The 25,053-nt window shown below is 66.2% G+C and carries 4 protein-coding genes; 2 read left to right on the top strand and 2 right to left on the bottom strand.

All coding sequences use genetic code 11. The features are described from left to right. Window positions 1–2: 2 nt before the first annotated feature. Complete coding sequence (locus VGR99_RS12345) at window positions 3–20,165, bottom strand: leukotoxin LktA family filamentous adhesin (RefSeq protein WP_326898640.1); 20,163 nt, start codon at window positions 20,163–20,165, stop codon at window positions 3–5. A 72-nt stretch (window positions 20,166–20,237) separates the two neighbouring features. Then, on the bottom strand, window positions 20,238–20,993 hold the full coding sequence (locus VGR99_RS12340; protein WP_326898639.1) for a hypothetical protein: 756 nt from the start codon (window positions 20,991–20,993) through the stop codon (window positions 20,238–20,240). 293 nt (window positions 20,994–21,286) lie between these two features. Between VGR99_RS12340 and VGR99_RS12335 the strand changes: the two genes are divergently transcribed. After that, window positions 21,287–22,333 carry an ABC transporter substrate-binding protein gene (locus VGR99_RS12335; protein WP_326898638.1) on the top strand — a complete coding sequence of 349 codons (1,047 nt, stop codon included), beginning with the start codon at window positions 21,287–21,289 and terminating at the stop codon, window positions 22,331–22,333. Further along, window positions 22,330–25,020 (top strand): hybrid sensor histidine kinase/response regulator, encoded by a 2,691-nt coding sequence (locus VGR99_RS12330; RefSeq protein ID WP_326898637.1) that lies wholly within the window; start codon window positions 22,330–22,332, stop codon window positions 25,018–25,020. Before VGR99_RS12335 ends, VGR99_RS12330 begins: the two co-directional genes overlap by 4 nt. Window positions 25,021–25,053: the final 33 nt, after the last annotated feature.

The raw sequence follows: 25,053 nt of genomic DNA, 5'->3' as shown, positions 1-25,053 counted from the left end.
CGCTACCATGCTTGTGCGAGACGGCCAACGGCCGGCTTCGCCATCTCAACAGAAGCGTCTCTCCAGCCGATGCGACCGCCGCGCTGCCCGTGACGGAAGCGCTTGCGCAGGTCGCTCAGTCCCTCGATGTTGACGGCGGGACCGGAGCCGATGGTCTCGACCGGCCGCGGCATCAGCAACGCATCGAGCCGCGCCTTGCCCGAGAGACCGAGCAGGTAGAACGCCCCGCCGTCCTTCTGCGCAAGCCAGCTTTCGAAACTCTCGCTGCCCTCGCCGTCGACGGAGATGTTGCGCATCGCGCTGGCACCGGTGAAGTCGGCGCAGCAGGTGTGGCTCGGCAGGTAGTTGGTGACGGTCGCCGAGATGTCGCCGGTGTAGAACACCACATAGGCGTTGCTGACATTGACGTTGCCGATCTGGGTCATCGTGAACACGCCGCTCGGCTGGTAGAGCTGGAGCGTCGGCCCGGTGGTCGGCGAAGGCGAGCGGTTGTTCATCAGCACCTGCTCCGTGGCCGTGGTGAGAACGAGCTGGCCCGGGACATAGCCGTTCAGGATCGCGACGGCGTGCGCATCGGTGAAGAGGTTCGCGTCCACCACCCTGAACTGGTTGATGATGAGACTGCTCGGATCCATCGAGATGTCGGCCGAGGTCGCGACGCCGCCGTTGTAACCCGTGACGTTCATGATCAGCGGGATCGGCGGGTTCGAGCGGATCTGCTCACCCCTGACGTTGATCGTGTCGGCCGCGAGGTCGAGCTCCTTCACCACGCTGACGAAGCCGATCGTCAGGTCGCCCGGCGAGGACAGCCTGACCGTGTTGCCCCGGATGCGGTCGAGCGAGATCGAGCCCGCCGAGTCGAAATGGGTGTCGCCGTTGGCGGAGATCGATCCGCCACGGATCGAGCCCGCATCGGAGCGCAGGTCGATATCGCCGGCATCGCCCGGGATGCCCGTGGTCGTGAGCTGGGCGAAGACGATGTCGTTCACGGCGTGCAGGGTCTGCGTGCCGCCGCTGATGGCCGTGCCGAGCGTGATCGCCCCTGATGTCGCGGTGATGCCGAGCGTGCCGGCGACGTTGAGATTGTCCCAATTGACGATCGTGCCTTGCAGCACGGCGTTGCCGGTCGCGGTCGTGAGAGTGTGACCGGTGTTCGTCCCCGCCGCGATCAGCCTGGCCGAGCCGTTGGCCGCGACCGAACCGAGCGTGGGGACGCCGCCTGACATCACCGTCTGCCCGAGGATGAAGCCATTGTCGGCATTGATGTTGACGTTGCCGGCATCGCCGTTAATGCCCGTCGTGGTCAGCGCGTTGAAGGTGACGTTGTCGTGGGCGTGGATGGTCTGCGTGCCCCCGCTCTGCGCGGTCTGGAAGGTGATGCTGCCCTGGCTCGACGTCGCCCCCAGCGTGGTCGCTGCGTTGAGCGTGTTCCAGTTGATCGAACCGCCGGCGGTCAGCAGGCCCGAGCCGGTGGTGGAGCCGAACGTGTTGCCGGTGATAGTCGTCGCGGCAACCAGGCTCGCCGAGCCGTTGGCCGAGACCGAGCCCTGCGTGGTCACGCCGCCCGTCGTCACCGTCTGCGCCAGGATGAAGCCGTTGTCGGCGGTGACATTGATGTTGCCGATGTCGCCGGCAATGCCCGTCGCCGTCAGCGCGTTGAAGGTGACGTTGTCGCGGGCATGGATGATTTGCGTGCCCCCGCTCTGCGCGGTCTGGAAGGTGATGCTGCCCTGGCTCGACGTTGCACCCAAGGTCGTGGCGACGTTGAGGATGTTCCAGTTGATCGGGCCAGCGGCGGTCAGCATGGCCGAGCCGGTGGTGGCGGCCAGCGTATTGCCGGCGATCGTCGTTGCGGCAACCAGGCTCGCCGAGCCGTTGGCCGAAACCGAGCCCTGGCTCGTCACGCCGCCCGACGTCACCGTCTGCGCCAGGATGAAGCCGTTGTCGGCGGTGACGTTGATGTTGCCGATGTCGCCGACGATGCCCGTCGCCGTCAGCGCGTTGAAGGTGACGTTGTCGCGGGCGTGGATGGTCTGCGTGCCCCCACTCTGTGCGGTCCTGAAGGTGATGCTGCTCTGGCTCGACGTTGCACCCAAGGTCGTAGCGACGTTGAGGGTGTTCCAGTTGATCGGGCCAGCGGCGGTCAGCATCGCCGAGCCGGTCGTGGCCGCGAGCGTGTTGCCGGTGATGGTGGTGGCGGCAACCAGGCTCGCCGAGCCATTGGCCGAAACCGAGCCCAGCGTGGTCACGCCGCCCGAGGTCACCGTCTGCGCCAGGATGAAGCCGTTGTCGGCGGTGACGTCGATATTGCCGATGTCGCCGCTGTTGCCGGTCGTCGCCAGCGACTTGAACGTCACATTCCGGGTGGCGTGGACCGTCTGCGAGCCGCTGCTGCCGGCGGTGCCGATGACGATGCTGCCATTGCTCGCCACCGCCTTGAAGCTGCCGCTTGCGCCGGTCGCGGTGCCCGCCAACACCTGGTCGAGCGTCAGGCTGCCGGTGCCGAGGATGTCGACATTGCCCTTCACCGCGGACAGCAGGCTGGCCTCGGTATCGGTCAGGGCCTTCAGATAGATGTCGCCGGCGCTCGCGCTCGCCGACAGCAGCGCAGCGCTGAGCGTGAGCCGGTTCGTCGCGCTGCCGATGCCGTTGGATGCGCTCAACGAGACTTCGGCGCCCGAGCCCGAGGCGACAAACTTGGTCTGGCCGTCGCCATTGTCGACGATCGCCCCGAGCGAGGCGACGCCGCCGGCGGTGACGACGATCGACGGCGCATTCGAGGCGGCCGCATAGGACAGCGACGAGTTGAGCTGACCGATGATCGCATCGCCCGTCGTGGTCACCGAGATCACGCCGGCCGCGTTGATGGCCGAATAGGCGCCCATCGTCAGCGAGGCGGAGGCCAGCGTGACGCCACCGGTGGAGCTGGTCGCAACCACCGGTGCCGCGCTGGTGCCGTCCGCAAAGGTCACGGCGCCATTGGCGAGCAACTGCATCAGGCCGGTGCTGCTGACGTCGGCGTTGATGTTGATCGCTCCATGCGGCACGTTCAGCGTCAGTGTGCCGCCCGCGGTCAGCGTTCCGTAAGTGCCGGTCGTGCCGACATTGAGATCGCCCGCAACCGCGAGGATGCTGAGGTCACCGACCGACGAGCCGGTGAGCGCGCCCGAAAGGTGCACCTGCAAGGGCTGGAACGTGGTTCCGTTGAAGCTGATGTTGCCGCCGGCGCGCAGATCGAGATCGGCGCCCACGATGTGCACGGCCGTGCGATCGGTGAACCCGGCTTCGGCATAGATGCTGCCGGTCGCGGCAAGCTGGATCGTGCCGTTCGCTGAGACGTTGCCGAGGACGAGGTCGCCGGTGGTCTGCTTCACATAGACGTTGCCCTGCACGGCCGAGACCTGGTCGAGATGATCGGTCGTCGGGCTTGCAAAGGCGATCTGGAGCGCGTTCGGGTTGTTGGCCGGACCGTTTCCGGAGGTGTCGGCACCGCCGATATTGCCGTGCTCGGCGATCAGGGTGAGGTTCGGAATGTCGCCGGAGATCACCGGCACGCCGGTCACGCCTGCGGAAATGCTGGTGACGGCGTCGAGCTTGACGTCGCCCCGGCCGGTGATCTGGATGCCATTGGCCTGTGCGGCGGCGATCGGGCCGTATTTCGCGGCGTCGATACCGCCGAGCACGAGGCTGCCCTTGCTGCCGAGATAGACCTCGGACGCCGCCTTGGCGGTGACCGCGATCGGGTTATCGAGGATCACGAGGCTCTGCTGCGACAGGGTCACGTGGTAGGTCACGATGCCGGTCGTCGGGTCGGTCGAGGAGTCGACGACGAGCTGTCCGGGACCGGCCGAGGCGAGCAGCCCCTTCTGCGCAGCCGTCAGCGACGAGGCGTTGACGCTGGTGAAGGTGAAGGTCTGCGGCGCCGCGAGCTGACCGACCGAGCCGTTCGGCGTGTACAGCATGACCTGGTCGGCCTTGATGTTGGGCACGGTGTTGTCGCCAATCGGCGGCGGCGGCGCGCCAACGGCCGACGAGGACACCGTGTAGGCGAGCTGGCTCTGCGACCACTGCGAGCCCGCGGTGATGATGCCGTAGACCCGCTCGGTCGATGCCAGCGTGTAGGTATAGCTGGAGCTGTAGTTGCCCGGGGTCAGCGCCGCCTGCAGCGCGGCGTTGGTCGGCATGAACTGCTGATCAGCGGTCACGCCGTCGAACAGCTTGGTGAACAGGGTCGACGACAGCGAGCTGCCGAACAACGTGCCCAGCGGATCCGCGGGCGCCGTGCCATACAACGTGGTCAGCGAGGTCTTGAGCTGATCGGTGCTGATCATGCCGAGCAGGAACTGGTCCTTCAGCAGGCGCGTCGTCGCCTCGATCTTCATGTCCGTCGTCGTGACGGCGGAAGGATCGATGCCGAGCTTCGCCGCCACCTGCGCCCGCAGCACCGTCAGCCCCGTCGCGGTCGGATTGTAGGCGCCGCCGTTCGGGAAAGCGATGTTCTGGAGCTGGAAGTAATCGTTGTAGGCGGACGTCACCATCGACTGGTAGCTGTTGACCGCAACGGTGCGCGCATTGCCGCTGAGCAGGTCGAGGCTGGTCCAGACATCGGCCAGATGCGCGCTCTGTTCGGCGGTCAGGCCGCCCGACGTCAACCCGTTCAGGATGCTGGCGCGGTTCCCGTCGGAAGCGGCGGCTTCGAGGAACACCGGGCCGGCCTGCGACTGGACCGTGCCGAGCCGCAGGTCCCCCTTCGACTGCACGATATAGGTGCCGGTCTTCGACGAGCTGTTGAAGAGGCCGCCGTCGACGCTGCCGTCGGCCAGCGTCGTACCGGTCGCCTGGATCACCAGCGGGTTGATGTCGGTGAGCACGGCGTTGCCGCCGCTGACACCGGACTTCGCACCGATCGCACCGTTGATCGAGTTGATCTCGATGTTCTTGCCGACCACGACCGGGTTGGCGACGTTGTAGGGCGACGCCGAGTTGATGTCGCCGGTCGCCGAGAGGAAGACGCTGCCCCGCGGCGCATTGCCGGCGACCGCCGAATTGACCTTTACCTGGTTGATCGACAGCGAGCCGATGGCGGAGATCGCGATGTCGTGGTCGATGGTGTTGGCGGTGAGACTGCCGCCATAGACCTGGACCGAAACCGGCGCCCCGCCCGATCCGATCGTGCCGATGCCGCCGGCCGCGGACAGCGTCACGCTGGTGCCCGAGATGACCGGATTGTTGGCATTCGCACCAACCGTGATCGCCGAGTTGGCGCCAGTGGCGGTGATCGTCGTGGTGCCCTGAAGGTTGTTGATCGGCCCGTTGATGACGATGCCGGAGTTCGAGGTGACCGCAACCGTGCTGGTGCCGCCGCCGTTGAACTTGATGTTGATCGGGTTCGACGCCTTGACCGTGTTGGTCAGCGTCAGGGTCAGGTTGTCATAGATCTGCTGGTACCAGTTGTAATGACCGTCCGCACCGCAGCACTTGTCAGCCGTCGTGTTGTAGCCGGCCCCATGATAGCTTCCAGTCGCGGTGACGACCTCCTGGAAGTTGGTGTCCTGCAAATCATTGGTGACGACGCCGTTGACCACCTTCTTGACGTCCGACACCAGGCTGGTGGTACGAACGAAGACGCTGCCGCTGTTCGGATCGCGCGAGGTGTATTGCCAGCCATAGTCGAACTGGGTGCTGGTGCTCGGACGCGCGAGCGTCGCCTGGTCGACCCACTGATAGTACATGTTGGGGGTCGTCTCGTACTGAATACCCGCCGTGCCGGTCACCGCCCTGATCGCCGCGGACGTGTACTGGCTCGTCGTGACGTCGTTGGCCCGATACTCCGTGACCTGCTGGCCGCCTGGCGCTGCCGGATTGTAGACGTACCAGGTCGTCTGTCCCTTGAGCTGGTCGACGATCTGAATCACGCTGTTGGCACTGACGCCGGTGTTGATCGTGTTGGTGACGAGCTGGACCCCGGTCGTGTTGTTCACCGTGATCGTGCCGGCGCCGCCGTTGACGATGATGTTGCCCTGCACGGTTCCGTCGGTCGACGTCGAGATGATCTTGCCGTTCAGATAGACGTAGCCGCCCGAACCCTGCACCACGCTGCTCAGGATGATCTGGTCTGTGGCGGCGTTATACTTGGCGCCGACCTGCACGTCGGAGGTGTTCACTTTCGACAGGTATTGCGTCAGGTCGATGTAGCTGCCGTGCTGCGCGTTGGTCTGGGCCTGCGCGAAGGCCGTGGCATTGCCCTTGAGGTCGTTGATGGCCTGCAGCGCGTTGTCACCGATGTTGACGGAGTAGTTGCTGCTTGATCCGCTCTGGATCGTGCCGTTGATGTTCAGCACCGATGCCGACAGGATGATGGCCTTGCCGACGATGAAGGGCGCGTTGTCGGGCGGACTTTGCGCCGCGGGCGCGGTCTTCGGCGTGATCACCTCATTCTGGATGTTGATGACCTGGAAGTACTCCGCGCAGCGCGCGCAGTTGAACGGGCTGCTGTTGGTGTAGACGCCCCGGTTGTCAAAGGTTGCGGCCTCCCACGGCGAGGTGGTGATGGTCTGGCGCGTCGGGCCCTCGATCGACGGCAGCGTGGCTGCGTTCGGCATGCCGACGGCGGGATTGCCGGGAGTCCCCTGTCCCATCGGCAGGAAGATCGCCGAATAAAGCGACTGTCCGTCGAAGAACAAATCCAGCAGGCGGGCTGTGAAGACCGCATTCGACGCGGGCGTGCCGGTGCCGGTGCAGCAATACGCGGAATAGGGATGCAGGTTGCCGGCGCCGTTGATATAGACGCCGGAATTCCAGTCGCCGTACGCACCGAGATAGGTCGCGGCCGCCATCACCGCCGTCAGCGTATCCCAGTCATCCGGCTTGTACTCGGTGTTGGCCCATTGCGAGGCCACGTCGTGGTTGGTGCTGAAGATGCTGCCGACACCGCCGTTGAAGGTGAACGAGCCGTTCGGCACCACCATCTGGATCGTCGCGGCATCGAGCGTCTGCGACGCCACCACGTTGCCGAGGTTGTTGGTGATCTTGAGCAGGCCGTTCTGGTTGGTGACGACGCCGTCGAAATAGATGTCGGGCGTGCGGGTCAGCGTCTGGCCGTTGTAGACGGGCAGACCGGTCGACGGATCTCGCGTGTTGTAGGTCGCCGAGATGTCGATCAACGGCGTGGCGCTGTTGTTGGACGTGAAGGTCACGTTGGACCCGGAGCCGGCAGCGACGTCCGGGTGCGTGACCAGCCCGCCGGTCACATTGGTGATGGTCAGGTTCGACAGGGCGATGAAGTCGAGGCCCTGGTTCTCGATCTTGATCAGCGGCGAGGAGCGCGCGATCACGGACGGCGCCGCATTGCCCGCACCACCCGCCCCGGTCAGCGTCTTCGCGACGATCGAGACGTTGCCGCCCGACACCAGGATGTCGCCGAACGCGAAGGCGTTGCCGGCCGCGTTGGCGGCGAAGGGCGCCTGCTGGATCAGCGTGTTGATCTGACGCTGGATGTCGCCGGTCGGGTCGGAGCCGGTGAACGTGATCTCGGGATGCGTCGCGGTCAGCGCGGTCTGGACCTGCGTCGTCGTCAACCCGCTCAGCGTGGCGATCTGGGACACGATCGTCTGGTAGGGATTGAAGCCGCCGACGATGGTGTACTGGATCTTCTGGTGGTTCCAGCTCTTCACCGCACTGAAGTGATTGACGTCGGCCACGTATTCCAGCGACAGCGGATCGTAGGGGCTCGTGGTCGACAGCGTCGGCGCGCTGGCGCCGAGCGCGATCGTGATCAACTCGTCGTTGTGGATGCCGGCCACGACCAGGCCATTGAGCGCGACGGTCCCGGTTCCGCCGTCGTTGATATGGCTGTGGTTGTCGCTGTTCTTCTGGCTGAACATCTCCAGATAGGGATTGTAGTTGCTGCCGAGACCGGATGCGGCGACCAGGCCCGGGGTCGCGGTGAGGTTGATGTCGTTGGCGCCGAGCACCTTCGAGCCGATGGCGAGCGTCAGGCTGGTGTCGTTGTCGGCATTGGCCGTGCCGCGATAGAGGCCCGAGATCGGGATGACCGTGTTGTTGTAGACGACCGTCGTCGCGGCCGCGGAAATGCTGCTGTAGACGCTGCCGTCGCCGGCAAGGCCGGCTGCGATGTTGATCTTGCCCCAGGCCTCCACCGTCGAGCTGCCGCCGACATTGACGCTCTGGGTCGCATGCGCCCAGGTGTTGGTGCTGGCGCCGACGCCGCCGATCGCGCCGTAGATGTTGGCGTTGGCATTGTTGCTGGCCGCCATCCGCGAGGCGGAGCCGATATAGATGTTGCCGGCGCTGAACAGCTCCCTCGCCTGGATGTTGACCGTGAGCGTGGCGTTCGCGATCATGTCGGACTCGGCGCCGCCGCCGGCGAAGAAGCTGGCCGTGGCGATGCTCGCCGTGTCGTTCGTGCTCAGCGTGTTGTAGGCCTCGATGTTGATCGCAGCCGTCGTCGTGCGCGGATCGGCGTTGAGGCTCAGGATCGTCCCGGCGTCGACGTTGGTGTTGACGGTCTGGGTGACGGTCGAGTTGCTGAGCGCCGCAGCGCCCGAGAACATGCCGCCCGAGCCCGAACGCGCGCCGCCGCCGGCCTGATTGACAATGTCGTTGGCGATGACGTCCATGTCGCCGCCGGCCGAGTTGGCGATCAGGTGGGTACCGACCTCGGCGGTGGTGGTCGAGGTCACGGTGTTGGTGGCGCTGCCGCCGGAGACGCCGGCCGTCGAGGCCTGATAGGCATCGCCGCTGGCTGAATAATTCGTGGTGTGCTTGGCGCGGATGTTGAGGCCGCCGAAATAGAGCGTGTTGTCGGTCGCGTTGCCATAGAGCGTGGCGTTGGTCACGGCGGTCGAGCTGGTCGTGCCGACAGCCGCGGCTCCCGCATAGGTGCCGCCCGCGCCGACGATGGCGCTGGAGACGTTCGCATCCGTGCCGGTCGCGGTGATCTGGAGAACGCCCGTGTTGGACGCCGACGTGATCGCGCCCGCGCCGAGATAGGCGTAGGTGTGCGAGCTCGACGAGGTCTGCGCCACGCTCGCGCCAACCGCCAGGAACCCGCTCGAAAGGCCGGTCGCCTCGGCATATTGGGCGCTGTCGTTCTCGGCCGCGATGACCACGTCACCGTTGGGAAGCGTGATCCCGGTCCCGCCATAGGCGCTGACCGTCGCGTTCTCTGACGCCTTGGCGTAGCTGCCCTGCGCGCCGATCAGCGAGCCGCCGCCGCCCGCGAGGGCCTTGGCGTAGGTCGACGTGCCGGTGCCCGCCGGCACCAGCGCCATGGCCGTCACCGCGAGCGCACCGCCCGAGAAGATGGCGTTGTCACCGACATCGGCGGTCACCGTGGCTCCGACCGTCGATTGGGCGATGGCGACGCCGACGGCACCCCCACCAACCGAGACGCCGTACGCCTCGCTTCTGAGATTGGGCGTGATCGACGCCGAGACCAACGTGCCGGCACCGGTCGCAGACGTGGTGATGGTGGCGCCAGAACCGATCTCGGCCGTCACGTTCGAGGTCTCGTGAGCCTCCGCATCCGCGCCGATTCCGGAGATGATACCGCCGCCCAGCGCGGTTGCGGTCGTGGACACGGTGCCGGCGCCGGATGCGCCGACAGCCAGTGCCGTCGTATTGACGACGGCGCCGTCCAGAACCTGCGCTTCGACCGTGCTCGATCGTCCTGCCGTCGCGACCGAGGCGCCGACCGCCGCGGCACCGGCCGTGACGCCGCCCGTAAAGACGACCTGGCTGGTGGAGTCCATCGCCATGACGGCGGCGCCGGTTCCGCCGGTGCCGTTGACGTGGCCGCCGAGTTGCGCCGTCACCTGGTTGGCGACATTGCCGACCGCGACGGCCGCATCCGCGCCGAAGTACAGCGCCGCGCCGCCGGCGATCGCCTCGGTGTCGATGGTCTTGCCGGCATAGGGACCGGTGGTGGCGTCCTTGACCACCGCCGCGACGGTGACGGAGGGCGCCGTGACGTTCGCAGTGAGGTTGGCGAGCACGTAGCTCTTGACGCTGGTGTAGCCGATGCCGGCGCCGATACCGAGATCCTTGGCGAAGCCGGCACCGAGCAGGTACATCTTGGCCGCATTGGCGCTGGTGGCGGCGACATTGACCTGCGAGCCCGTGACATTGCCGCCCAGGACCTGCGCCGTGACGCCGTCGCGGCCGGCATCGGTCAGCACGCCGCTGACGCTGTAGGTGGACGTCACGTTGGCATTGCTCGGACTACCGGCGGTGCCGCTCGCGACCGCGTCGCTGCCGTGCGAGGAATTGGTTGCGGAATTGACGGCATTGAGCGTGCCGGTGAGTTGCCCCTGCTCGTGCGCATCGCCGAGGTTCTCGCCGATGATGATGACGCCGACTGTCGCGCCGATGCCGACGCTGCCGCCGATGCCGGCCGTCACCGCGTAGGACAGCACTTCCTTGGTGCTGAGCGCATTGACGTTGATCGCGCCGGCCGAATTCAGGTTGCTGTTGATGCTTTCCGCGGTGGTCTGGCTCTTGAAGACGATCACATTGGCGGCAGCGCCGACACCGACGCCTCCCCCGCTGGCGCCGACCGCGAGCGCACCGGCGATCTCCTTGATCGCGACGTCCTCGGTCGCGTTGATGGTGACCGCGCCGGCGGTACCGCCCGTCGGCGATCGCAGCGTGACGTCGTAGACGCCGGCGATCGTGGTGTTGCTGGCGATCTCGACGTTCGCCATGCCCGCGACCGCGGCCGAGCCCGTCGCGAGCGCGCCGCCCACCGCATAGGCCTCGAAGCGGTTCTTGGTGGTGGCTTCAACGTCGAGCGCGCCGGTCAGGTTGATCGCGGTCGTGTGCGTTGCGGATCCGCCGTGATAGGCGAACTCGTCGCCGACATAGGCCTCGGTGCGGTTCGAGGAGACCTGGACCAGGAACGCCGCGCCGATCGCGGCCTGGCTGCCATAGGCGCCCGAGCCGTTCGCCGAGAAGATGCCGGTGTTGTTCTTGGCGTTCACCGTCAGCGACTGGGCCGTCAGCGCGCCGCCGTCGACATAGGCTTCGGTCGTCGCCTGGAAGACGTTCAGGCCGACCGAGCCGGTGTTGAAGCCGACCGCGATCGAGGACGCATCCTGCTCGGCATTGGCCTTCACGATGACGGCGCCGACCGTCGGACTCGACGACTGGACGCCGCCGACCGTGGCATTGGTGATGTAAGCGAAAGTATCGCGCATCATCGTCGTGCTGATGATGGTGGCGCCGCCACCGCCGGTGCCGGTGGGCGGAACGATGCCGGAGCCGAACGCGCCGGAATAGGAGAAGCTCGACGCGGCCACCTCGATCTGCGGCACCAGCGTGGAAGAGGTCAGGCGCGTGTCGATGGATGCGCTGTCGATATAGGCTTTGGTCGATCCGCTCATCACATTGGTGATCGGGTTGATCATGATGGCGATGCCGCTGCTCGCGGCGATCGAAGCGACGTTGGTCACGACGGCTTGGTGCGAGCTCGCGACGACGGCAAGACCGCGCACATTGTCCCGGTTCTCGGAGAGGTCGGGCGTGGTGTCGGTCGGCGCGTGGGCGGTGCCGAGATCGAAGGCATGGACCAGCGTGCCGTTGTTGACCGACAGCGTATCGGACGAATCGGTTCCGAGCGCATCGACCCTGGTGTTGGCACCGCTGATATAGGCCGCAGTGCTTCCGGTGATCTGGCTCACGACCAGCGAGCCGGCGCCGCCGACCGAACCCGTCGAGATGGCAAGCGCGCCGGCGATCGCCGACAGCTTGTCCGAATTGCTGGCGAGCACGCCGACATTGTTGGTTGCCATGACATCGGCGCCGCCGGTGATGCTGGCGCTGACGTTGGTCCCCATCAGGCTGGTGACGACCGAGCCGGCGAGCCCGACCTGCGTGGACATCGCCACGCCGATGGCGACGGTCGAGATCGTGCTGACCGAGGTGGCCTTGACCACGGTATCGCTGCCGGCGACGACCTGCGCGCTCGTGATGTTGGCGCTGACCTGGTTGTCGATCTCGTTATAGACGAGGGAGAGACCGCCGGCGCTGCCCTGGGTGGACGCGCCCGCGACCGCCGCCGTGGCGTTGATCGCGGCGGTGTCGAACGCCTGGACGGTCACGTTGCCCGCGTTCACCACCGTATTGGAGGTGGTCGAATAGCCATCGCCAATGGCCGCGGATACGTTGTTCCTGATGGTGCTGATGACGGCCCCGCCCTGCCCGGCAAACTGCCCGGTCGCGAGACCAAAGCCGACCGCAACGGACTTGATCTTCGAGGAGTCCTCCGCCGTGACCAGCACGTCGCCGCTCGTCACGGTCATCAGGGTCTTGGTGATGTAGGCCGAATGGGTCGTGCTGATGCCGTCGACCACGATCGCCACGCCGACATTGTTCTTGCCGGCCTGGATGATGCCGGCAACCGACGTGATGGCGGCGCCGGGTCCTGTGCCGACGCCGCCGTTCAGCGCGGCGCCGGTGAAGTCCACGCAGGCCTGCGACCCGCTCGAGGTCGTGCAATTGTCATGCGCAAGCTGGCCGCTGTTGGTGCTGCGCACCAGCGTCCCCAGCGCGTCGTCCAGCGAGGCGATATCGACGCTCTCGGCGTTGACGATGACGTTGCCGCCCGAAACCGTGACGGTGCTCGAGGTGATATAGGCGAGCACGCTCGGGCTGATCTCGCTGATGACGATGGCCCCGGCCAATCCGTTATCGGCCAAGCCGCCGGACGCGCCGCCGGCCGCGATCACGGCGGCGTCGTCGCCGATGACCGTCAGCGAGTTGAGCGCTGTCACGGTGGAATTGGAGATATGCGCATCGACGGCATTGCCGCCGCCGGGGTTGCGGATCTCGGCATAGGTCAGCGCGATACCGAACGCGTTCTTGTCGCCGTTGAGGTAGAGCGAGCCGCCGCCGATCGCGATGTTGGAGGTCTGGTAGGCGTTGACATTGGCTGCGTTCGCCGTGCCGCCGCTCACGCCGGTGATGGTCGAGCCGTCGATATAGGCGGTCGCCGTATCCGAGATCGAGCCGACCGACACCGAGACCGAGGCGGCAGTGCCGGTGCGCGTCGCGGCGAGTGCCAGCGCCACCGCCGTCTGCGAGCCGCCGCTGAGCGCCCGGACGTTGACCGCCGTGACATCGACAATGGTCGAATTGGCGATGTAGGCTGTGGTCGAGTTGCTCGACAGCGCGATCGCGATCGCACCGGCGATCGCAGCGCTCGTCATATTCCCACCCGAAAGGTTGAGCGCGGCGGAGCCGGAACCGTTGGTGGTGATGGTGTTGTTGAGCGCCTGGACCTGGACGACGGGCGCGTCCGTGGCCGTATACGGAGAACCGCTGTTGACGCTGACGCCCTTGATGTAGGCTGTGGTGCCGAGGGACGTCGCCGAGACCGCGGAGCTGCCGGCGATATCGATGCTGAACTTCGAGGTTCCGTTCTTCTTCGCGGCGGCCTGCTTGGCGACCTCGAGGGCCCCCAAGCCTCCAAAGTCCGGCGCGCTGTAGAGCGCCCCGGCCTTCTTCACATAGCCGACCTGGGCGTATGGATCCGATTCCACCGCCGCCACGGCGGCGACCGTCACCCGGCCCGCGGTCGCGGCGTTGACCTGCAGGCTCTTGGTGGTCACGTGACCGCCCGAACCGCTCATGGGGTTCGAATCGTCGCTGCTGAACGGGCCGTCGGTGATGTCCTTGCGGTTATCGCCGATATAGGCCGCGGTATCGGTGACCGCCGTCATGTAGGCGGCGGAAACACCGACGCCGGAAGTGGTGCCGAGCTGGATCGCGCCCGACAGCGAGAACAGCGACACGTTCTGATTGGCCGAGACGTTGATCGAACGCGGCGAGAGAATGGTCGCCAGCGAGCTGATCGAGGCGTGGGTCGTGTTGTTGATGAACGCCATCGACAGGATGCCGTTCAGCGCGAGGCTGCCGGACGACGAGCCGGATGTCGGCGCGATCGCAAACAGCATGTCGGTCGTGTTGGCGGTGACCGAGACGTCGCTTGCGGAAGTGAGCGTCGCGCCGGAAGACACGCCGGCGATGGTGTTGCTGGTGGATTGAATGAGGTTGAGCGTTCCGCCCGCCGCGGTTCCGGGGCTGTCGGAGCCCGGCAGCAGCACCAGAGGCCCGAACACGCCGCCGATGTCGATCGACATGTTGTAGGTGTTGGCCGACACCGTCAGCGCCGAGGCGAAGCCCTGCGAAATGATCACGCCGTCGATGTTGGCGAACGCCGTCGCCGTCCAGGAGCCGGCGCTGCTCAGCGCATGCGTCGATGTCAGATTGGCGCCGCTGCCGACCCAGGCCGTGGTGTTGTCGTGCAAGCCGAAATAGGCGAACGAGCCGGCAACAGAAACGGTCTGGCCGCCGCTGGAGTTCGCATTGGCATAGGTGGTGACGATATTGTTGACGACGCCGAAGTTTGCATTGAGATGGCCGAGCACCTCACTGATGCCGTTCCACTCCGTCCAGGAGTTGGTGTTGGGGATCGTCGTTGAGGCGGAAACGCCGATGTCGGAGGCGCGGATCACCACGTTCGAGCCGATATAGGCGTTCGAATTATGGGTGTAATCGCCGTAGGCGATGGCGGCCGCAATCGCGACCTTGGGACCGTTGTCCGCGGTGCTGACGTTCACCGTCGACGAGGAGTTGTTGCGGATCTGGTCGTCGATCAGCTGGCTGACCACGCCGACATCGCCGGTCGTGTAGATCTGCGGCGCCGCGCCGCCGCCCGTGCTCGTGATGGCCGCGTTGGCGGATTCCGTGGTGGTCGCGAGCGACATCGAACCAGCCACCTTGAAGGGCAGGCTGACGCTGGCGAGCGGCTTCAGGAAGCCATCGAAGAATTTGTAGGGCGTCGTGTCGGCCTTGCCGGCCGCCCCGGTAATGATGGCCCCGAGCAACCCGGGCGTTCCGAGCGTGACGGACGAACTGGTCGAATTCTTCGCGATGTTGGTCGCGGCGGCCACCAGGACGTTACCGGACTCGTTGGCGCCGCTGCTGCCGAAATTGGCGCCCAGGATTGCCGTGGTTGCGACATTGAGGTTGCTCAGGGCCACCGCGGCGCCGACACCGCCCGGATCGCTGGAGCTCGTCACCAGCGGGTTGAATGCGAATGCCGTCGCGCTGACCGAGAAGTTGCTGTAGTTGTTGGCGCTGACCTGCAGACCCTGGCTGCCGCTGTCGAGGATCGCGCCCGAATTGATGATCGCCTGGGTCTTGATGTCGGCGAGGCCGATCGCGACCGTTGCCAGGAACTGGCCGCGGGTCGTGACCGAAAGCGCCGACACGTTCAGCGTGGTATCGGTGGCGGCACCGACCAGGATGCCCTGTCCCGCCCTGATCGCGGCGCCGGACGACACGATCGTCGAGACGTCTGCCGTCACCTTGCCGACGACGACGGCCGCGCCGAGCGGCGACAGAAAGCCGGAGGCGATCACCGGATCTTCGGCGTCCTGGGTGCCGCGGGCGGAAATCAGCACGTTGCCACGGGCGTTGAGATCGGCGTGGCTCATGATCGCCACCTTGGCGACCGTATCGGCGGCGACGTACCCGCCGTTGACGCCCAATATGGTCGTGCCGACGATCTCGGCGATCGTCGCGAGCTTGCCGAGCGTCGTGCTCGTCAGGTTTGAGGTCGCGGTCGATATCGCCTGGATGATGATGGCGCCGCCGGTGATCTTGCCGTCGATGTTGATGGCGGTGGTCGCGCTCGCGAGTCCGGACAGCAGCGTCTGGCTCGCGGTCGCCGTCAGCCTGACGTCGCCGTCGGTGTAGGTCGTTCCGCCGCTGTTGATCGCCTGCGCCCTGATCTCGGCGCCCTGCGCGATCGTGATCGTCGGCGCATTCAGCGTGACGCCGAGCGCATTGTGCTGGGAGACGTTGGAGGCGTTGAGGAAACGCGTGTCGATGATGCCGCCGCCATCGATGGTGATCGAATTGTTGGCCGCGATCGTGAACGTGTCCGCGGTGACCGCGGCCAGGATCAAATTGGCGACCGTGGCGTTGCTGACGAACCCGGCGGCGCCGGAATTGGGGTCGCCGGCCGCCCCGATGATGACGTCGTCCTGATCGAAGCCGACGCCGACCCCGCGCGCCTGAATCTGGGCGCCGGATGTAACCGTGAGCGTGCCGGACGACAGCCCGACATTGACCGTGCTGCCGCCATTGATCCTGGCGCTCGCGGTCAGCGTCAGGGCGTGGTTCGGTGTCGACAGAACGAAGGTCCCGCCCGCCTGCATCGCCGCGATGTAGGTCGCGATCACGTCGTTCGACAGCACGCCGGTCGAACCGTTGTTGCCGCTGGAGCTGTCGACGCTCTCGTCGGTCGTGAAGCCGAACTTGACGCTGCCCCCGCTATCGGCGGTCAGCGACGCAGATGGATTGGTGACGTTGATCCCGTGCCCGGACAGCGAGACGGTGCTGCCCTTGATCGTCCCGGCGACCGTGAGCAGGCCGGATGCGGCGACCGAAACGGTGCCGGAAGTGTAATGGCTGCTGGCCGTATTGGCGGCCTGGGAATCGATCACGGCGCCCGCGGCAACCGTCACCGAGGCTGACGAGAGCGAGATGCCCACACCATTGGCGGTCGAGTTGGAGCCCGAGCCCTTGAGCGTGCCGTCGATCTTGCCGCTGGCGTCGACGGTGATCGAGTTGGAGGCGGACAGCGAAATCCGGCCGACGCCTTCCAGCGCCGTCACGTAGCGGGCAATGGTGGCATTGTCGATGAAGCCGGCCGCACCGGCATTGACGTCGGTTGCGGCATTGCCGATCACCATGTCGCTGGTGCTGGTCAGCAGCACCTGGGCGGCATTCAGCAGAAGCGGCGCCTGTGCCGTGATCGTCGTGCCGCCGGTCCTTGCGCCGTTGACCGCGAGCGTGCCGTTGCGGCCGGCGTTCAGCAAGACCGTGTTGCCGGTCAGCGTCGAATTGGCAGCGAACGAGATCAGTGAGCCCGCGGTCAGGTTGACGTTGCGGGACGCGCCGGCGGCGATGCTGGCGCCGTTGTCGACGTAGAGCGAATTGGTCGCGGTCAACGCGAACGTGCTCGAACCGGCCAGCGCAGCGAGATAGCTCGCGACCGTCGCGTTGCTCAGGAAGATCGTGCCGGCCGGCGGAGTGACGCCGTTCGGATCGCCGGCCGGCCCGACATAGATCGTCCCCGCTCCCGCGTTGAACGTCACGACACCGCCGTTGATCGTGCCGGCGCCGGCCGTGATGCTCGACGCCGCCAGCGTGATGCTTCCCGGCGTATAGTAGGTCTGCCCCGCGACGTTGCTGACATCGGTCCGCAGGCTGGCACCGCTCTCGATCGTGATCGTCGGCGCGGTCAGCGCGAGGCTTCCGGATATGCCTGAGGAATGTCCGCTGGCAGCGTCGTAATGACGGAGATCGATCACGCCGCCGTTCTTCACCGTGATCGAAGACGCGGCGCTCAGCCTGAGCGTGCCGACCGAGCTGCTGCCGGACAGATAGCCGGCAATGGTGGCGTTGGTCAGGTTGACGGCCGCATTGGCGGAATCGCCGACCACCATGTCGGCCGAGCTGGTGAGATTGAGGACCGAGGCCACCAGCGTGAGCTGCGGCGAGATCACGGCGCCGCCGGTCACGCCTGCGTTGATGGTGACGGTCGGGCTGTTGATGTCGACGCTGCTGCCGGTCACGGTGCTGTTGCCGGCCAGCGAGATCGACGTTCCCGCCGTGAGCGCCACGCCGGCAGCGCCACCGGCGATCACGCCATGCGCGTCGACCGCGAGCGTATCGATCGCCGACAGCTTGGCGACGCCGTAGCCGCCGAGCGCGGCGATGTAATTGGCGACCGTGGTGTTGGAAACGAAACCGGCGTTGGACGCATCGGCCGCGTCCAGCGTGGGATCGCCGACGATCACCGCGCTGCGCTGGATGTCGTAGACGACGGAGCTTGCGGTGAACTGCGCGCCACTGTCCACGCCGATGGTCGGCGCCTGCAGCGTGATCGCGGCCGTGCCAGCCGGGACGGAGGCCACAATCCGGGCCGCAGCTCCGACACTGACTAAGGTTCCCGCCATCAGCGCGACGTTGGCGCCGGTGATCGATCCGCTGGCGGTTAGGGTGCCGGCGCTGACTGCGGTCGCATCGAAGGTGACGGTGCCGCCGACATAGGTATCGCTGCCGGAATTGATCGCGCCGGCGAGGATCTGGCTGCCGGCCACAGCGGTGATGCTGCTCGCGGTGATCGTGACGTCGCCGGAATTGCCGAGCGCGTTGCCGCTGGAATCGCGGTTGCGGGTGTCGAGAACAGCGGTGGAATTCAGCGCCACCGAGGCGCCCTTGAGCGCGACGCTGCCGCCGGAGAGCAGGCCCGCCACCGTCACCGCACCCGGCGCCCCCGACGTCGCGTCGAGGATGATGTTGCCGGCGGTGTACATCACGTCCGACGTATTGACCGATTGCGCCAGCACCTGGCCGCCGGAGGCGATGGTGATGGTCGGCGCCTTGAGCGTGACGTCGAGCGACTTTCCGTTCGAAACGCCGTCGCTGCCGAGCCGGCGCGTATCGATGATACCGCTGCCATCGACGGTCAGCGCGCTCGCCGCGCTCACCGTGAGGTCGCCCAGCCCGCCCATCGCGGCGGAATAGCGGGCGATGCTGGCATTCGAGATGAAGCCCGCCGCGTTCCTGTTGGCAGAGCTGGTGCCGTCGCCAACGAACGCGGTGGCCGTGCTGGTGAGATTCAGATGCGCCGCAATGAACTGCAGCCCGGTACTGGTCACCACCTGCGCGCCGCCATTGGCGGCGGCGTTGACGTTGATGGTGCCGGCAGCACCGGCATCCAGCAGCACCGTATCGCCGCGCACATAGCTGCCGGCCAGCAGGCTCAAGGTCGGCGCGGTCAGCGTGACGTTGACGCCGCTGGCACCGGCGTCGACCCGGCCATGCTGGCTGATCGTGATCGAATTGCTCGCCAGCAGCGTGAAGGTGCCGGTGCCGTTCAGCGCCGCGATCGCGGCCGCGACCGTCGCATTCGACATGTTGACATTGGCGTCGCCCTGGGCAGCGTCGCCGATGATGATGTCTTCGGGGTCGAGGACCAGCGTGCCCTGCTTGCCGTTCGGCGCCGCCAGATTGACCTTGATGTTGCCGATATCGAACTTGCCGTCGGCGCTGAAGTCGACCAGGCCGCCATTGCCCCTGGCGGAGCTGGCATTGATCTTGGCGCCGCTCCGGACGGTCAGGTCACCCTGGGTCTTCAGCGTGATGTTGCCGGCATCGCCGGTCCTGCTGGCGGTGCTGATCCGCGCATTCTGGCCGACTTCGATGGCGTTGCCGGCCGTGACGGTGATGTTGCTGGGCGTCGTGGTCGTGCTGCGCGCGGTCAGCCGTCCGTTGACACTTGCCTTGTTGACGGCACCGATATGGATCGAGCCGTTGCTGACTGTGATGGCGCTGGCGCTGCGCAGGCCCTTCGAATTGACGGAGGCCGCGAACTTCGCGGCGTGATCGAGATTGGCGATATCGCGCTGGCTGGCGCCGCCGACAAACACATTCTGCCCGGTCAGGCGGACGCCGTCGATGGCATTGATGCGGCCGTAGATCCTGACGTTGCCGTCCGGCGACACCGGGAACGAGCCCGCCATCAAATTGCCGACGGCGGTGCCGTTGATCGCGCCACCCGGGCCGATCAGGCTGTCGGTGAACTCGCGCGTCGGCGTCGAAACGTTGAGGCTGCCGACATTCACCGTGCCGGAACGGCCGACCACGAACCCCTTGGGATCGGCGAAATAGACGTTACCGCCGATCGCACCGTTCATGTAGGAGTTCAGCGTGCCGTTGACGTAGACCGGCGCGTCGCGAACGATGTTGACGAGGTTCTGCGTGCCGGTCGGCAGTTGCAGGTTGACGGTGTTGCCCTGCCCGACGCTGAACTGCGAGAAAGAGTTGAAGGCGTTGTTGCCCGAGACCGTCGACGTCGTGACGTTGGTCACGCCGCCGGAGGTCTGCAGGTTCGTTCCCGTGCGTCCGTCCGGAACGATGACGTTCGCCGTCTGCGCCTGGAGGCGGACGCTGAACACCGGCAGGAAGACCATCTGCATCGCGCAGAGCAGCGACATCGAACGGAAGCTCGCCAGCCTCCGCAGCGTCGTCACCCCGTTCTTGTCTCGCGTCGCAGATGGTCCGCGCATTTCAGATCCTCATCATCGGCATTGGCGCCGATCCACAACCGGGTGGGAGAATGTCGAGAGAAGCGTCCGGTCTCAGAACTGGCCGGGCGGCAGCTTGAAGATGTCGGGGCTCTTGGCGTCGGCCACGTAGAACAGCAGCAGGCTGGCGGGCGTCAGCACACGCTGGTTGTTCTCCTTGTTCTCGAACGTGCCCTGCAGCAGCAGGATCACCGAGCGATCCTTGGCGTCGCTGCCGCGGAACATCACGATGCCGCCGCTGACGGGCATGTTGACCGCGATGGAATCGGGCTTGAAGCCCTCGTTGAGGAAATGCGCGCGGAGGATATTGGCGTTGGAGAACAGCTTCTCCGGCGTCATCGCGGTGTCGGTCGTCTTCGACCAGACCGCGCCGATCTGGATCAGCGACTTGGACTTGTAGCCGAACACATAGGAGAGCTCGGCGGTGCCGCCGTTCGGCAGCAGCTCCGGAACGGAGAGCAGCAGGCTGTGCGTCAGCTCGGACGCGTTGTCCTGTGCCCGGATCGCGTCGGGCTTGGCGTTGAAATCCTTCGTCATGGCGGCGCGGACGTCGGCGTCGTTCATGCCGAACTTGGCGGAGCGGAAACCGTCGATCGCCTTGCCCGCCTTGTCGTCCGCAGCGGTGGACGGCGCCTCGGTCGCAGCAGCCACCGGCGCACCGGCGGCGGCAGCAGGCGCCGCACCGGCAGCGGCGGCCCTGGGTGCAGGCGCGGCCTTCTGCTTCGGGACTGCTCCCTGAGCAGCCAACGGACCCGCAGCAACGGTGGTGAGAAGACCGACGAGAGCCGGAACGAGATAGATTTTGCGCATCGAAAACCTTCGAAACAAGCTTGAAACAACGCTTCAACAATCGGCTGCTACGAATCGACTTTTCCAAACCGCCGTCGCGACCGGGACGGAAAATATTGCAACGCCACAAGACGTTACGAAATGTCACGGAGTAGAGAAGGATCGAAACAACGACTCCTCAGCGGGCGTAGGAATACGGTATCGGACTGCGCATGGCTGCGAATGAAGGTTCACAAGCGCATTTTTTCATCAATTGTGGTCGTTAGGCTTTCGCGTTATGCACAACGTCAGGGACAATTTTTGCGAAACATTTCATGACTCAGCGGTCCGCTCCTGCCCGCGATTTGCCGGCGGTCGACCGCCGCGATTTCCTTCGCCTCGCCGGCACAACTGCGGCGGGATTTTTTGCGCTTGGCGCAACGTCGGATCGCATGCGCATCGTCGCTTCGCTGACGAGCCTGTCGCTCGATGACGAGTTGACCAAGCGAAACATGTCCGACGGCAACGTGACCTCTCGCCTCGGCGGACTCATCGCGGGCCTGAAGCAGCGAGGCTGGGTCGAAGGGGTCAACTACCGCTTCGAGATTCGCTCGACGTTCGGTGGGCCCGACAAGATGAAGACCGCGGTTCGCGAGCTCATCGATCTCAAGCCGGACGTGATCCTGACCGGCTCGACGGTCGAAACCGCGGCTGTCATGGCAGCCACAAAGACGATCCCGATCGTCTTCGCGACGGCGAACGACCCGGTCGGAAACGGCTTCGTCGAAAGCCTCGCCCATCCCGGCGGCAACGTCACCGGCTTCACCAGCAGCACCGCCGAGATGGGCGGCAAATGGTTTCAGCTCATCCGCGAGGCCGTGCCTGACATCGCGCGCGTCGGCGTGCTGTTCAATCCGGCGACGACGCCGCGCGCCGGCCGCTTCTTCCTCGATTCCATCGAGCAGGAGGCCGCGGCATCCGGACTTGCCGTCGTCCTCGCTCCCGTCAGCGCGCCAGCGGACATCGACGGTGCGATCGGCCGCTTTGCCGAACCGCCGCGGGCGGCAATGATCTCTCTGGTGGACAGCTTTCTGGTGATCAACCGCAAGGCAATCATCGCGGCAGCCGAGAAGTACCGCGTCCCCATGATCTATCCGTTCCACTATTTCATGGATGCGGGCGGGCTGATGAGCTACGGGCCGACGCTCGAAGTGCGCTCGGCCGACTATGTCGATCTGATCCTGCGCGGCACCAAAGCCGGCGATCTGCCGGTGCAATCGCCGCGGAAATACGAGCTGCTGATCAACCGCACGGTCGCGCGCGCGCTCGGACTGACGATTCCCTTCACGCTGCTCGCCCGCGCCGATGAGATCCGCGAGTGAACGAGCCGATCGACCAGCGATATTTGCGGACGCCTCCCGGCAGGCTGTTCCGGAAATATCTCTACTCGATCGTCGCCCTCGCCTTTGCCGCGCTCGCCATCAGCACCGGCTTCGACGTCTGGTTCTCCTATCGCGAGCAGAAGCAGCTCCTTGCGGCGACCCAGCGCGAGCAAGCCGCAAGCGCAGCGATCCAGATCGGCCAGTTCATCGGCCAGATCGAGAATCAGATCAGATGGCTCTCCCGCCTGCCCCCGGAGCTGTCGAGCAACGAAGACGATCGCCTGAACGCCATCCGGCTGTTGCGCCTATCGCCCGCGATCGCGGAGATCACCGAGCTCGACGCGCAGGGCCGCGAGCAGGTGCGGGTGTCGCGCCGCGTCGCCGACAGGATCGGCAGCAAGACCGACCTCTCGGATTCGGCCGCCTTTCGCGGCGCCAATGACAGTCGCGCCTATTACGGGCCGGTCTATTTCTTCGGCGACACCGAGCCGTTCATGACGCTCGCCACGCGCGGCAACGGGCCTGCGCCCAATGTGGTCGTTGCCGAAGTCAATCTGCGCTTCATCTGGGATCTCGTCGCCGGCATCAGGGTCGGCAACACCGGCAAGGCCTACGTGGTCGACCGCATGGGGCTGTTGATCGCGCATCCCGATCTGTGGCCCGCGTTGCGCCGCAGCGATCTCTCCTCGCATGCCGACGTGCGCGCCGCGCTCGATGGCGTCGGCCCGCCCTCGGGTGGCCTCGTCAAGGAAGACCTATCGGGCCAGCGCGTGCTGTCGACCTATGCAACGGTGCCGTCGCTTGGCTGGCTGGTGTTCGTCGAGCTTCCGCTCAGCGAGGCCTACGCGCCGATCTACGCGTCGATCGGCCGCTCGACGTTTCTGCTGGTCATCCTGCTGGCCTGCGCGGTGCTGGTGTCGCTCTGGCTCAGCCGGCGCATGACGGTGCCGATCCAGATCCTGACGCAGGGCGCGCGGCGGATCGGCAGCGGCGATCTGGGACTCCGGCTGGACATCAAGACCGGCGACGAGCTGGAAGCGCTCGGCGACCAGTTCAACCGGATGGCCGCCCATTTGCACGAGTCTTACGCGACGCTCGAGCGCAAGGTCATCGAGCGGACCTCCGAGCTCGAGAAGGCGCGCGATCACGCGCTTGCGGAGCATGATGCAGCCGAGCGCGCGCGCAGCGCGGCTGTGCAGGCCAACGAGACCAAGTCGCGCTTCCTCGCCGTCGTCAGCCACGAGCTGCGCACGCCGCTCAACGGCGTCATGGGCGTGCTGCAACTGCTCGATGACGGCAGCCTCAGCGACGCGCAGCGCCGCCACCTCGCGACCGCCGCCGCATCGGGCGAAACGCTGATCGCGCTGGTCGATGCCATTCTCGAATACGCCCGCCTGGAAGCCAGCACCGAAACGCTGGAAACGCGAGACTTCCGCCTCGACCAGCTGATCGAGACCGCCGCGGAGCTGATGCGTCCGCAGGCGTTCGGCAAGGGCCTCTCCTTCGACCTCGCCTGCGACGCGACGGTCAACACCTCCGTGCACGGCGATCCCGTCAGGCTCAACCGCGTCCTGCTCAACCTGATCGGCAATGCGATCAAGTTCACCCCGCGCGGCGGGATCGGCCTTAAGGCATCCGCCGAGCAATTCGACAATCACATCCTGCTGCACATCACGGTGCGCGATACCGGCATCGGCATCGCGCCCGACATGCATGAGCGCATCTTCGAGGATTTCGTCCAGGCCGACGACAGCATCGCACGGCGGTTCGGCGGCACCGGCCTTGGCCTTGCGATCGCGCGGCGCCTGACGCGCCTGATGCGCGGCGAGCTGACGGTGGAAAGCAAGCCGGGCGCGGGCAGCACGTTCACGCTTGAAGTGCCGCTCGGCCGCGCCGCGAGCGGCATCGCGCAAGGTGCGCTGCCGCCGCCGTCGCGGCAGCTCCGCGTGCTGCTGGTCGACGACGACCCCGTCAATCGCGAGGTCGGTGAAGCCATCCTGAACCGGCTCGGCCATCGCCCCACCATGGCCGGCAACGGCGCCTCGGCCGTCGCGCTCGCCCGCGATCAGGCTTTCGACATCATCCTGATGGATTTGCACATGCCCGACATGGACGGCGTCGAGGCGGCCTCGCGGATCGGCAAGCTCGATCTGCCGAAGATGCCGCGCATCATCGCCGTGACGGCCGACGTCTCACCCAGCGCCCGCGAGCGTCTCGCCGGCGCCGGCATCGCCAAGATCGTCAGCAAGCCGATCCTGATCAACGCGCTGCGCGAGGCGATCGAGGACACCCCGGCCGCGCCGCCCGCCGCGCAACTCGCCGCGGGCGCGTTGATCGACCGGCATTTCCTCGACGACCAGCGAGAATTGTTGGGACCGACGCAGATCGCAAAGCTCCATCATCTGCTCCAGGAGACCAGCGACAGACTGATCGAGGACATCGCCAAAGCTGCGGCAATCGGCGATCACAGGCAGCTCGCGCGCTTCACGCACCAGCTCGGCAGCGCCGCCGGCGCGCTCGGCCTCGTCCGCCTGTTCGAGCGCTGCCGCGAGATCGAGCTCGCGGCCCCCTCGATGTCCGCCGCCGAATGCCAGGACGCCGCACGCGAGCTCGCCGTGCTTCAAAAGGCCTCGATGAACGCGCTGGACGAGTTGCTCGGGCCTGCGGAGCAGCGGTCAGTCGGCTAGCGAAGACTCGCGTCCGCCGCTTCCACTCGGGAG

The organism is Bradyrhizobium sp. (genome assembly GCF_035935975.1).
In the GTDB taxonomy this organism is placed as follows: Bacteria; Pseudomonadota; Alphaproteobacteria; order Rhizobiales; family Xanthobacteraceae; genus Bradyrhizobium.
The sequence above is the reverse complement of the archived record's forward strand: the minus strand, read 5'-3'. Positions and strand labels throughout refer to the sequence as shown.

Bases quoted from the DNA above. Each gene is read 5' to 3' on its own strand.
- VGR99_RS12340 (WP_326898639.1), bottom strand. From the start codon at position 20,993: ATGCGCAAAATCTATCTCGTTCCGGCTCTCGTCGGTCTTCTCACCACC.
- VGR99_RS12335 (WP_326898638.1), top strand. From the start codon at position 21,287: ATGACTCAGCGGTCCGCTCCTGCCCGCGATTTGCCGGCGGTCGACCGC.
- VGR99_RS12345 (WP_326898640.1), bottom strand. From the start codon at position 20,165: ATGCGCGGACCATCTGCGACGCGAGACAAGAACGGGGTGACGACGCTG.